This is a genomic window from Streptococcus sp. SO2, from assembly GCF_030440025.1.
The window spans coordinates 1-12680 of record NZ_JAQFJH010000005.1; the positions used below are offsets into that span (position 1 = coordinate 1).

14 protein-coding genes and 1 riboswitch are annotated in these 12680 nt (G+C 42.3%); of the genes, 12 read left to right on the top strand and 2 right to left on the bottom strand.

Translation table 11 applies throughout. The annotated features are described in order from the left end of the window. The first annotated feature begins 114 nt into the window (after positions 1-114). Genes PCY17_RS06255 through thiE form a run of 7 tightly spaced genes read left to right on the top strand, consistent with a single transcriptional unit; the run spans position 115 to position 5384 of the window. Positions 115-687 (top strand): ECF transporter S component, encoded by a 573-nt coding sequence (locus tag PCY17_RS06255; protein WP_301392207.1) that lies wholly within the window; start codon positions 115-117, stop codon positions 685-687. After that, positions 688-2073 (top strand): ATP-binding cassette domain-containing protein, encoded by a 1386-nt coding sequence (locus PCY17_RS06260; RefSeq protein ID WP_301392208.1) that lies wholly within the window; start codon positions 688-690, stop codon positions 2071-2073. Between the two features lies 1 nt (position 2074). Beyond that, entirely contained in the window at positions 2075-2725 is a 651-nt protein-coding gene (locus tag PCY17_RS06265) for an energy-coupling factor transporter transmembrane component T (protein ID WP_301392209.1), read from the top strand. 10 nt (positions 2726-2735) lie between these two features. Further along, positions 2736-3428, top strand: coding sequence for a thiaminase II (gene tenA, locus PCY17_RS06270; RefSeq protein WP_301392210.1), 693 nt, complete (start codon positions 2736-2738; stop codon positions 3426-3428). 3 nt (positions 3429-3431) lie between these two features. Further along, complete coding sequence (gene thiW / locus PCY17_RS06275) at positions 3432-3956, top strand: energy coupling factor transporter S component ThiW (protein WP_001244051.1); 525 nt, start codon at positions 3432-3434, stop codon at positions 3954-3956. Beyond that, positions 3956-4759, top strand: a complete 804-nt coding sequence (locus PCY17_RS06280; protein WP_001147717.1) for a hydroxyethylthiazole kinase — start codon at positions 3956-3958, stop codon at positions 4757-4759. The genes thiW and PCY17_RS06280 overlap by 1 nt, the downstream gene beginning before the upstream one ends. Continuing rightward, positions 4752-5384, top strand: a complete 633-nt coding sequence (thiE, locus tag PCY17_RS06285) for a thiamine phosphate synthase (RefSeq protein WP_001078201.1) — start codon at positions 4752-4754, stop codon at positions 5382-5384. The genes PCY17_RS06280 and thiE overlap by 8 nt, the downstream gene beginning before the upstream one ends. 47 nt (positions 5385-5431) lie before the next feature. On the opposite strand, the gene thiD is transcribed toward thiE, so the two are convergent. Then, the gene (thiD, locus tag PCY17_RS06290; RefSeq protein WP_278275973.1) at positions 5432-6223 is read right to left on the bottom strand and encodes a bifunctional hydroxymethylpyrimidine kinase/phosphomethylpyrimidine kinase; all 792 of its coding nucleotides are present in this window, start codon (positions 6221-6223) and stop codon (positions 5432-5434) included. An 84-nt stretch (positions 6224-6307) separates the two neighbouring features. Further along, positions 6308-6406: riboswitch (TPP riboswitch) on the bottom strand. A gap of 183 nt (positions 6407-6589) precedes the next feature. Here thiD and PCY17_RS06295 point away from each other — a divergent pair. The 5 genes from PCY17_RS06295 to PCY17_RS06315 all read left to right on the top strand — a co-directional run bounded on the left by PCY17_RS06295 (position 6590) and on the right by PCY17_RS06315 (position 11993). Continuing rightward, on the top strand, positions 6590-6985 hold the full coding sequence (locus PCY17_RS06295) for a CopY/TcrY family copper transport repressor (RefSeq protein WP_001167199.1): 396 nt from the start codon (positions 6590-6592) through the stop codon (positions 6983-6985). Positions 6986-6995: 10 nt separating this feature from the next. Then, positions 6996-7367: a cupredoxin domain-containing protein gene (locus tag PCY17_RS06300; protein WP_000935056.1), complete on the top strand. Its 372-nt coding sequence runs from the start codon at positions 6996-6998 to the stop codon at positions 7365-7367. A gap of 9 nt (positions 7368-7376) precedes the next feature. After that, on the top strand, positions 7377-9599 hold the full coding sequence (locus PCY17_RS06305; protein WP_000136320.1) for a heavy metal translocating P-type ATPase: 2223 nt from the start codon (positions 7377-7379) through the stop codon (positions 9597-9599). 212 nt (positions 9600-9811) lie between these two features. Continuing rightward, entirely contained in the window at positions 9812-11587 is a 1776-nt protein-coding gene (gene spxB, locus PCY17_RS06310; protein WP_000191811.1) for a pyruvate oxidase, read from the top strand. A gap of 58 nt (positions 11588-11645) precedes the next feature. Further along, complete coding sequence (locus PCY17_RS06315; protein WP_001052641.1) at positions 11646-11993, top strand: VOC family protein; 348 nt, start codon at positions 11646-11648, stop codon at positions 11991-11993. A 165-nt stretch (positions 11994-12158) separates the two neighbouring features. On the opposite strand, the gene PCY17_RS06320 is transcribed toward PCY17_RS06315, so the two are convergent. After that, complete coding sequence (locus PCY17_RS06320) at positions 12159-12503, bottom strand: lipopolysaccharide assembly protein LapA domain-containing protein (protein WP_000913393.1); 345 nt, start codon at positions 12501-12503, stop codon at positions 12159-12161. Positions 12504-12680: the final 177 nt, after the last annotated feature.

Sequence of the window (12680 nt, forward strand, 5' to 3'; positions counted from 1 at the left end):
GATAAATCGTCGTATCAAAGCTCATTCATAAGTAGTAAATTAGTAGTAAATTGAGTGGTTTTGACCTTGATAAAGTGTGATAAGTCCAGTTTTTATGCGGATAACTAGATTTTTATGCTATTTTTAAGTTATAAAAAATGGCAATTAAAAGATGTTATTTTACTTGCTTTCTTGTCTATCTTTTTTGGTGGCGTTTTTGTGGGATCTGGCTATCTGTTTGATATCCTCACTCTGATTTTAGCCCCTCTTGGCTTGCAGGCCTTTGCCAATGAAATCCTCTTTGGTCTCTGGTGTATGGCTGCGCCCATTGCTGCCATCTTTGTTCCAAGAGTGGGAAGCGCAACGATTGGAGAAGTGCTTGCTGCACTTGCTGAAGTTCTTTATGGTAGCCAATTCGGTCTAGGTGCTCTGTTGTCTGGCTTGGTTCAAGGTCTGGGAAGTGAATTTGGCTTTCTTGTGACCAAGAATCGCTATGAAAGTTGGCTCTCTCTAACTGCTAATAGTATTGGGATTACCCTTTTTAGCTTTGTCTATGAATACATTAAGTTAGGTTACTACGCCTTCTCCCTTCCTTTTGTCCTTTCCTTGCTTGTGGTGCGCTTTATTTCTGTCTTTTTCTTCTGTACCATCTTGGTTCGTGCCATTGTCAAACTTTATCATCAGTTTGCAGCTGGGGGCAAGGCATAGATGGGGCTGGAACTACGAGCGATTCAGTCCCCAATCTTCTCTGAGCCGCTTGATTTTACTTTTCATGCGCAAGCCTTCACCTTGTTAGTTGGGAGCAGTGGTTCAGGAAAATCCAGTCTCTTTCAAATGATTGCCCAAGTCAGTTCTCTTCCCTATAGCGGTCAAGTCCTGATAAATGGGAGTGAGGTCAGTCAGCTTTCTATCATCGAACGTGTCCAGACGGTTGGCATTCTCTTTCAAAATCCCAATCATCAATTTACCATGGAGAACTTGTTTGAGGAGCTGATTTTTACCTTGGAGAATATCGGCCATCCCCTTCAAGAGATTGATTCTAAAATAGCAGAGGTGGTTCGGCAATGTCGCTGTAAGGCAATCTTGAACCGTCCCATCCATCACCTATCAGGTGGGGAAAAGCAAAAGGCTGCGCTAGCTGTTCTCTTTGCTATGAATCCTAGGGTCTATCTCTTGGATGAGCCCTTTGCTTCTATTGACCGCAAGAGCAGAATCGAGATATTGGAGATTCTAAAAGAGTTGGCTCTTGATGGGAAGACAGTCATCCTGTGTGACCATGATTTATCAGACTATGAAGCCTATATCGACCATATGGTGGAGCTAAGAGATGGACAACTAAGGGAAGTGTTTCAAATCCCTACCTCTGAGATGACACAGGTTTCTTCAAAGAATGTTGCTTCTAGCCCGGAATTGTTCCATATGGATAGAACGACTTGTGAGCTGGATAAGCGTCCTCTCTTTTCAATTGCGGATTTTACATTCTACCAAGGAATCTCCTGTATTTTGGGTGATAATGGTGTTGGGAAATCAACCCTCTTTCGGTCTATTCTTCAATTTCAAAAGTATAAGGGGCGCATTACCTGGAAGGGGACAGTCCTGAAAAAGAAAAAGAGTTTGTATCGTGATCTGACGGGTGTTGTTCAGGAAGCTGAGAAGCAGTTTATCAGAGCCAGTCTGCGAGAAGAGCTTCAATTAGATAGTCCAGACTCTGAAAGAAATCAGCGGATTCTCCAAGCTTTACGATATTTTAATTTGGAGCAGGCGCTTGATAAGAGTCCCTATCAATTAAGTGGTGGCCAGCAAAAGATTCTTCAGCTTTTGACCATCTTGACCAGCAAGGCTTCTGTGATCTTGCTAGATGAGCCATTTGCTGGTTTGGATAATAGAGCCTGCTATTATTTTTGTCAGTGGATGTTGGAGGATAGAAATCAGGGAAGAAGTTTTTTGATCATTAGCCATCGTTTAGATCCCTTGATCTCTGTGGTCGATTATTGGATTGAGATGACTAGTCAGGGTCTCAGTCATGTGAAAGAAGTGACAATTACCAAACCACTCACATCTCAGAGTAGTAATACCCAAGGGGAGGTGAGATAGTATGGTCAAAGTAGCAACCCGGACACCGATACTCAGTCTTTTCTTGCTAATTTTATCCTTGGAAACATCCTTCATTCCTTCGATTGCTCTTAATCTTTCAGTAGTCGCATTTTGCATTCTCTTCATGCTCTACCACCGTCGATTTAAGATGTTGGCTTGGATGATTGTGCTCGCCATTTTGCCATCCTTCGCCAACTATTGGGCAGTACAGTTACATGGGGATGCTTCGCAGGCAGTCATGCTTGGAACGAGGGCTTTTGTGACGGTTTGTATCGGCCTTGTCTTTGTTTCCAGTATTTCCTTAAAAGAGCTTCTCTTGTACTTGGCTCAAAAGGGGCTGTCGCGTTCTTGGGCCTATGCCTTGATTGTGGTATTCAATGCCTTTCCCCTCATTCAGCAGGAAATCAAGTCCCTCAAGGAAGCTTGCTTATTGCGTGGTCAAAAATTGCATGTTTGGTCGCCCTTGATTTACAGCAAGGTTCTGATGACGGTCTTTAGATGGCGCCATCTCTACTTGAGAGCTCTGTCTGCACATGGATATGACGAACATGCGCAGTTGGAGAATCGCTATCGGACTTTTTATATTTCTAAAAAAACAAAATTAATCTACCTACTGTTCTTTTTACTACTTCAAACCAGTCTATTTTTATAAAGGAGTTATTATGGAATTTACAGATATTGCGATGGAATTATCCAAGGAAGCTTGGCAGGCTTCCTTTCATCACCCCTTTGTTTTACAGTTACAAGAGGGGAATTTAGAACCTTCTATTTTCCGCTATTACCTGATTCAGGATGCCTACTACCTGAAGTCTTTTTCAGAAGCCTATCACCTCTTGGCTGATAAGACTTCCAACGAGGAGATGAAAAGACTCTTGAAACAAAATGCTCAGAGTCTAGTGGAGGGTGAATTATTTATCCGTCAACAATTTTTCAAGGAATTAGGAATCAACGACCAGGAAATGGAGGAGCAACCGATTGCTCCAACCTGTTATCATTACATTTCGCATATTTATCGACAATTTGCAGAAGCAAACTTGGGGATTGCTTTTGCTAGTTTGCTTCCATGTCCTTGGCTATACCATGATTTGGGCAAGGAACTTAATCGCAAACCATCCCCGAATCCTCTTTATCAACAGTGGATTGAAACCTATATCACCGATGAGTTAGAACAGCAGATTAAAGAGGAAGAAGCCCTGGTCAATCAGCTCTATCGAGAAAGCGACGAGACGGACAAACAAAAAATGCTAGAGGCTTTCCACCGAAGTGTCCACATGGAAGCCAAGTTTTGGGAGATGGCTTACCAACATCAAACCTGGACGAGTGATTTGCAGTCCTTAGAAAAAGAGAAGAAATAGAAAATGAGAAACCACCAACTACAAGTTCACAAATTAACCATTTTATCCATGATGATTGCTCTTGACGTAGTTCTTACACCCATCTTTCGAATTGAGGGAATGGCACCGATGTCCAGTGTAGTCAATATCCTAGCAGGGATCTTGATGGGACCTGTTTATGCCTTGATCATGGCTACAGCCACAGCCTTTATCCGTATGTCAACTCAGGGCATTCCCCCTTTGGCCCTCACAGGAGCTACTTTTGGAGCCCTCCTTGCAGGTCTCTTTTATAAGTATGGTCGGAAATTTCACTATTCTGCCCTAGGAGAAATCTTGGGAACAGGGATTATCGGTTCTATTGTTTCCTATCCTGTCATGGTTCTCTTTACCGGATCTGCGGCCAAGCTCAGCTGGTTTATCTATACTCCGAGATTTTTCGGAGCGACCTTGATCGGTACAGCCATAGCTTTCCTCGCCTTTCGATTTTTAATCAAGCAGGAATTCTTTAAAAAAGTGCAGGGATATTTCTTTGGAGAAAGGATAGACTGATGCAGGCATTTACAAATCCTTTCCCTCTGGCAACCAGTTCCTTGATTCACTGCATCACCAATGAGATTTCCTGTGAGATGCTGGCTAATGGCATTTTGGCTCTAGGATGCAAACCTGTCATGGCAGATGACCCTCGTGAAGTTCTTGATTTTACTAAGCAAAGTCAAGCCCTCTTTATCAATTTGGGGCATTTGTCAGCCGAGAAGGAAAAAGCAATCCGTAGGGCAGCTTCTTATGCAGACCAAGCTTGTCTCCCAATGGTAGTAGATGCGGTTGGCCTAGCAGCATCTCCCATTCGAAAGACCTTAGTCAGAGATCTTTTAGAATACAAGCCCACAGTCCTTAAAGGGAATATGTCGGAAATCCGAAGTCTTGTTGGTTTAAAGCACCACGGAGTTGGAGTTGATGCTAGCCATAAAGATCAAGAAACTGAGGATTTACTTCAAGTCTTGAAAGACTGGTGTCAGCTTTATCCTGGTATGTCATTCTTAGTAACTGGACCTAAGGACCTCATAGTTTCAGAGAATCAAGTTGCTGTATTGGGAAATGGCTGTGACGAATTAGACTGGATAACGGGGACAGGAGACCTGGTTGGAGCCTTGACTGCCGTTTTTCTCAGCCAAGGAAAGACTGCCTTTGAAGCTTCGTGCTTAGCGGTTTCTTATCTCAATATTTCTGCTGAGAGAATTCTTGTTCAAGGAATGGGATTGGAAGATTTCCGCTTTCAAACTCTCAATCAGCTCTCTCTTCTAAAAAGAGATAAAAATTGGCTAGATGCTATCAAAGGAGACTTTTATGAATAGAGAAGCACTCAGACTATATCTGGTAACCAATCGCTACCAAGATTCCTTGGAAAACTTTCTTGAAAAAGTCGAGACGGCCTGCCGTTCAGGTGTTACCATCATCCAACTACGAGAAAAAAATCTCACCACCAATCAATACTATCAACTGGCAAAACAAGTCAAGGAAATAACCGATGCCTATCAGGTCCCCTTGATTATCGATGATCGTTTGGATGTTTGTCTCGCGGTTGATGCTGCTGGGTTGCATATAGGCGACGATGAACTACCAGTTTCGGTTGCCCGCAAAGTCTTGGGTCCTGAAAAAATCCTCGGTGTCACTGCTAAAACAGTAAAAAGGGCTCTTGAGGCGGAAACATCGGGTGCGGATTACTTGGGAACAGGAGCCATTTTCCCGACTACGACCAAAGAAAATGCGCCTATCACCCTGATTTCAACCTTGAAAACAATTTGCCAAACGGTCGCCATTCCAGTAGTTGCTATCGGAGGCCTGACGTCAGAGAATATTGACCAACTTGCTGAAACTGGTATAGCAGGGGTAGCCGTTGTCCGTGATTTGATGCAGGCAGAAGATATAGAAGCAAAAACGCAAGCTTTTTTAACAAAGCTAGATGACATTATTTCCTAATCAAAAACTCTCTAATTCCCTTATAGTGGGAACTAGAGAGTTTTTTCTTAATCTTTAAAGCTTGTATGGTTGACTGGGCCAGAACCATGACCGAGTTGAGGGGCGTCTTGGATGGCTTTTGTGATAAAGGCCTTGGCCTTATCGACTGCCTGATAAAGGGTCTTCCCCTTGGCTAGTTCAGCCGTAATCACTGCAGCAAAAGTACATCCAGTACCATGGGTGTGACAGGTTTGAATTCGTGGACTTTCCCAGACAAATTGTTCCTCCTTGGTAAAGAGGAAATCCTTGGCACCACCTTCAAGATGACCACCTTTGATAACTACAGACTGAGGACCAAATTCTTTTAAAATCAGGCGACCAGCACGCTGCATGTCTTCTGGATCATGGATTGAAAAACCAACAATCTCTTCTGCTTCAGGAAGATTGGGAGTGATAATGGTTGCAAGGGGAAGTAGGTTTGTTTTTAGGAAGCTTCTCGCACTGGTATCAATCAGGGTGTCCCCACTCGTAGCGACCATAACAGGGTCCAGCACATAGGGACAGTCCAGCTTTTTAAGGTAGGGTTGGATGATCTCCATGATCTCAGTAGTTGCCAACATACCAGTTTTCACAGCCTGAGGTTTGATATCCGAAAAGACACTCTCCAATTGAGCTTCCAGCATTTGGTTGGAGACGTGCTCGATTAATTGAACACCTCTGGTATTTTGAGCGACAAGGCTGGTGACAACGGCCATTCCATAGACATCTCTCGCTTGGAATGACTTCAAATCAGCCATAATGCCAGCACCGCCACTAGGGTCAGTTCCTGCAATGGATAGAGCAACGGGTAAATAAGTCATCTAAAACCTCCCAACCAACTGAAGTTTGTATTCTCAAGAACAAGCTAGTCTGTTTGAGGAAAGCAATAGAAGACTAGCTAGTCCTCATTATCATTTCCACTTCCATCAGCTAGCATTACCTAGATTGAGTCAAAGGGATATAACAGTCGTTAATCTCAGCTTTACGCACCCCTAGTGGTTGTTTTCTTTTTTCTACAGTATAGCATATTTTTATAGTTTATATAGTGAAATTTGACTGCAAATCTCTCGTTACAGGATTAGAATTCTATTTTTCGAAAAAATAATAAAAATTATAGTTGACAAATGTAGATTTTGAGAGTATACTAATAACTGTAATCGACAAATGTAGATTTAGGAGGTGTGATGATGCAGATTTCAGATGCAGAATGGCAGGTCATGAAGATTATTTGGATGCAAGGAGAGCAGACCAGTACGGATTTGATCAGGGTTCTGGCGGAGCGGTTCGACTGGTCCAAGTCGACCATTCAAACTCTTTTGGCTCGTTTAGTTGAGAAAGAGTGTCTGACAAGGAAAAAAGAAGGCAAGTTCTTTGTCTATTCAGCCCTTTTAACTCTGGACCAGAGTCGAGACTTGCTTGTCCAAGATATCAAAGACAAGGTTTGTTCTCGTAGGATTAAGAACTTGTTGGCTGATTTGATTGTGGAATGTGATTTCACTTTGGCTGACTTGGAAGACTTAGAAGCTGTGATTTCTAAGAAGAAATCAAGCGCTGTAACAGAAGTAAGATGTAATTGTATGTAAAGGAGACGTCATGTTAAATAGTATTGTAACCATTATTTGTATTGCCCTTATCGCGTTTATCTTGTTTTGGTTTTTCAAAAAGCCTGAAAAATCTGGACAAAAGGCCCAGCAAAAAAAGGGTTACCAAGAGATCCGAGTGGAAGTCATGGGGGGCTATACGCCTGAGTTGATTATTCTTAAAAAATCAGTGCCAGCCCGCATTGTCTTTGACCGCAAGGACCCTTCACCCTGTCTAGATCAGATCGTCTTTCCAGATTTTGGTGTGCATGCGGATCTTCCTATGGGTGAAGAGTATGTAGTGGAAATCACACCTGAGCAGACTGGAGAGTTTGGCTTTGCATGTGGTATGAACATGATGCACGGCAAGATGATTGTAGAGTAGGAGGAGACTATGACAGAAATTGTGAAAGCAAGCCTAGAAAATGGCATTCAAAAAATCCGTATCCGAGCTGAAAAAGGCTATCATCCAGCTCATATTCAGCTTCAAAAAGGGATTCCGGCTGAGATAACTTTTCATCGTGTGACGCCATCAAACTGTTACAAAGAAATCCTTTTTGAAGAAGAAGGTATCTTGGAACCAATCGGCGTGGACGAGGAGAAGACAATTCGTTTTACGCCTCAAGAGTTGGGGCAACATGAATTTTCATGTGGCATGAAGATGCAAAAGGGGAGTTATATCGTAGTTGAGAAGACGCGAAAATCTTTGTCACTTTTGCAACGTTTTTGGATTACCAGTATCTTTACTGTGCCGCTAGTTATTCTCATGATTGGGATGTTGACAGGGACTATCAGTCATCCAGTCATGCATTGGGGCACCTTTTTAGCCACGACGCCTATCATGCTAGTGGCCGGTGGTCCTTATATCCAAAGTGCTTGGGCTAGTTTTAAAAAGCACAATGCCAACATGGATACCTTGGTGGCACTGGGAACCCTAGTAGCCTATCTCTATAGTCTAGTTGCTCTCTTTGCTGGTCTCCCTGTTTACTTTGAAAGTGCTGGATTTATCCTCTTCTTCGTTCTTTTGGGGGCGGTTTTTGAGGAAAAAATGCGAAAAAACACTTCTCAAGCTGTGGAGAAATTACTAGATTTGCAGGCTAAAACAGCAGAAGTCTTGCGTGAGGATAGCTATGTCCAAGTTCCCTTGGAGCAAGTCAAGGTAGGTGACCTGATTCGAGTGCGTCCCGGTGAAAAGATCGCGGTTGATGGTGTTGTTGTCGAAGGTGTCTCCAGTATTGATGAATCCATGGTGACAGGTGAGAGCCTGCCGGTAGACAAAACAGTTGGAGATACTGTGATTGGCTCCACTATCAATAATAGTGGAACACTGGTTTTTAAAGCAGAAAAAGTTGGTTCAGAGACTGTCTTGGCTCAGATTGTGGACTTTGTGAAGAAAGCCCAGACCAGCCGTGCACCGATTCAGGATTTGACGGATAAGATTTCAGGAATTTTTGTCCCAGCAGTTGTCATTTTAGCGATTTTGACTTTTTGGATTTGGTTTGTCTTACTTGGGGCTAGTTTTGTGACCTCTCTACTTTATGGTGTGGCAGTTTTGATTATCGCTTGCCCTTGTGCCCTAGGTCTTGCAACACCAACAGCCCTCATGGTAGGAACAGGGCGGAGTGCCAAGATGGGGGTTCTCCTAAAAAATGGAACCGTCCTACAGGAAATCCAGAAAGTCCAAACTCTCGTCTTTGATAAAACAGGAACTTTGACGGAAGGAAAACCAGTGGTCACTGATATCATTGGCGACGAGACAGAAGTACTTGGCTTAGCTGCCTCTTTGGAAGAAGCCTCTCAACACCCACTGGCTCAAGCTATTATCAAGCGAGCGAGTGAAGCAGGACTTGAGCTTCAACCTGTAGAAAATTTCCAAGCCCTACACGGAAAAGGTGTTTCAGGGCAAATCAATGGGAAACAAGTCTTGCTTGGAAATGCTAAAATGCTAGATGGCATGGATATTTCGAGCGCTTATCAGGAAAAACTAGAAGAACTGGAAAAAGAAGCTAAGACAGTTGTGTACTTGGCTGTTGACAATGAAATCAAAGGCTTGCTTGCCCTGCAAGATATTCCCAAAGAAAATGCCAAGCTTGCCATCAGTCAGCTGAAAAAACGTGGTCTCCGAACAGTGATGTTGACAGGAGATAATGCTGGAGTGGCGCGAGCTATTGCAGACCAGATTGGTATCGAAGAGGTCATTGCTGGTGTTTTGCCAGAAGAAAAAGCGCATGAAATCCATCAACTTCAACAGGCTGGTAAAGTAGCCTTTATCGGAGATGGTATCAATGATGCGCCAGCCCTTAGTGTAGCGGATGTGGGGATTGCTATGGGAGCTGGAACAGATATTGCCATTGAATCAGCAGATCTTGTCCTTACAACCAACAATTTACTAGGATTGGCACGTGCTTTTGATATGAGTAAGAAGACCTTTAATCGTATTCTACTCAATCTTTTCTGGGCTTCTATCTATAACCTCATTGGTATTCCGATTGCAGCAGGAGTCTTTTCAGGAATTGGTCTCGTTCTCAATCCAGAACTGGCTGGTCTAGCCATGGCTTTTAGTTCTGTATCTGTTTTAACCAGTTCACTCATGCTAAACTTTAGTAAAATAGACTAAAAGCGAGCTTGCTCGCTTTTTATTATAAAACAGTTGTATAAAACGTTTTCAAACTGTACTGTAATAGAGAATAAAAACTTCTGAGCACATTCTTAGGAGACCAAAAACAAATGTGGTAAAGTAGTAGAGTAAAAATTTGCTGAAACGTTTCCAATTAGTATATGAAAACGGATTTATCAAGTTTTAAAAATATTTGAAGGAGAGTTATCATTATGACTCAAGGGAAAATTACTGCATCTGCAGCAATGCTCAACGTATTGAAAACATGGGGTGTAGACACTATCTACGGTATCCCATCAGGAACACTCAGCTCACTTATGGACGCTTTGGCTGAAGACAAAGATATCCGTTTCTTGCAAGTTCGCCACGAAGAAACAGGTGCTCTTGCAGCGGTTATGCAGGCTAAATTTGGCGGATCTATCGGTGTTGCAGTTGGTTCAGGTGGACCTGGTGCAACTCACTTGATCAATGGTGTTTACGATGCAGCTATGGATAACACTCCATTCCTTGCTATCCTTGGATCACGTCCAGTTAACGAATTGAACATGGATGCCTTCCAAGAATTGAACCAAAACCCAATGTACAACGGTATCGCTGTTTACAACAAACGTGTAGCTTACGCAGAGCAATTGCCAAAAGTGATTGACGAAGCTTGCCGTGCTGCCGTTTCTAAAAAAGGTCCAGCTGTCGTTGAAATTCCAGTAAACTTTGGTTTCCAAGAAATCGACGAAAACTCATACTACGGTTCAGGTTCATACGAGCGTTCATTCATCGCTCCTGCTTTGAACGAAGTTGAAATCGACAAAGCTGTTGAAATTTTGAACAACGCTGAACGTCCAGTTATCTACGCTGGTTACGGTGGTGTTAAAGCTGGTGAAGTAATCACTGAATTGTCACGTAAAATCAAAGCGCCAATCATCACAACTGGTAAAAACTTCGAAGCGTTCGAATGGAACTACGAAGGTTTGACAGGTTCTGCTTACCGTGTTGGTTGGAAACCAGCCAACGAAGTGGTCTTTGAAGCAGACACAGTTCTTTTCCTTGGTTCAAACTTCCCATTTGCTGAAGTTTACGAAGCCTTCAAGAACACTGAAAAATTCATCCAAGTCGATATCGACCCTTACAAACTTGGTAAACGACATGCCCTTGATGCTTCTATTCTTGGTGATGCAGGTCAAGCAGCGAAAGCAATCCTTGACAAAGTGAACCCAGTTGAATCAACTCCATGGTGGCGTGCAAACGTGAAGAACAACCAAAACTGGCGTGATTACATGAACAAACTCGAAGGTAAAACTGAGGGTGAATTGCAATTGTACCAAGTTTACAATGCAATCAACAAACATGCTGATCAAGACGCTATCTACTCAATCGACGTAGGTGACACTACTCAAACATCTACTCGTCACCTTCACATGACACCTAAGAACATGTGGCGTACATCTCCACTCTTTGCGACAATGGGTATTGCCCTTCCTGGTGGTATTGCTGCTAAGAAAGACAATCCAGATCGCCAAGTATGGAACATCATGGGTGACGGTGCATTCAACATGTGCTACCCAGACGTTATCACAAACGTTCAATACGACCTTCCAGTTATCAACGTTGTCTTCTCAAATGGTAAATATGCCTTCATCAAGGACAAATACGAAGACACAAACAAACACTTGTTTGGTTGTGACTTCCCTAATGCTGACTATGCGAAAATCGCTGAAGCTCAAGGAGCTGTTGGATTTACAGTTGACCGTATCGAAGACATCGATGCAGTTGTTGCAGAAGCTGTTAAATTGAGCAAAGAAGGTAAAACTGTTGTTATCGATGCTCGCATCACTGAACACCGTCCACTTCCAGTAGAAGTACTTGAATTGGATCCAAAACTTCACTCAGAAGAAGCAATCAAAGCCTTCAAGGAAAAATACGAAGCAGAAGAACTCGTACCATTCCGTCTCTTCTTGGAAGAAGAAGGTTTGCAATCACGCGCAATTAAATAATTCCTTCGTGGAACTTAAAAAGATCGGAGCAATCCGGTCTTTTTATGGAGTATAGTAAATGAATTTAAATCAATTAGATATTATCGTTTCAGATGTTCCACAAGTCTGTGCTGACTTGGAGCGTATTTTGGATAAAAAGTCCGATTATGTTGATGACAGTTTTGCTCAGTTTACGATTGGCAGTCACTGTCTGATGTTGTCCCAAAATCATTTGATTCCTTTGGAAGATTTTCAGTCAGGAATCATTCTTCATATTGAGATTGAGGATCTAAATCAGAATTACCAACGGTTAAAAGAGATCGGTGTCGAGATTTTACACGGTCTTTGTGAAACGGATTGGGGAACAGAGTCCTTATTAGTTAAAGGGCCTGCTGGTCTAGTGATTGATTTTTATCGTATGAAGTAGGTAATTCTATTATCAAATTTTTTATCTAAACATTCTTGGAGTGAAACTTAAAAAGATCGGAGCAATTCGATCTTTTTTGTATTTATGCGACTTTCAGTCCGTCTCGCTCCGTTAGGTGCGAGACAAAAAACCACCCGTTTTCACGGGTGGTTATGATTTCTACACTTATTGTTTGGCTTCCTGTTTTAATTGTTGCACCTGTTCCTCGTACTGGACAAGCTCCCTGTCTTTTATATTGATAGTCGCTTCTGCTTCAGCAATGCGGCTTCTCAGATCTTGAGTCTTGTTATGGTGATAGCTAATACCAATAGCACTACCAGCAATGATCCCGATTACTAGACAAGTAAAAATCACCAAAATCAAGGGAGCAGATAGTTGTGTAAAGACAAGACTGACAGTTACTGTTTGACGATTGAGTAGACCAAATGAGATCACAATGACTAATAAGCTCAAACCGCCAATTAGATAAGCCTTATCTTTCAGTGACAATTCATTAAATTTTTTTAGCATAAGTTCCTTTTCTCCTGACTATGTTGATAGAAAACTACACACCATTTAGGTATTAACAAAATTCATTTTACTAGAAAATTTCGATACTGTCAATAATTTCTAACGGCTTATTTACCATCAATCAATCGATTCATTGAAAAGGAGTATTCATTTTCTAATATTTGATTGAGTAAACAG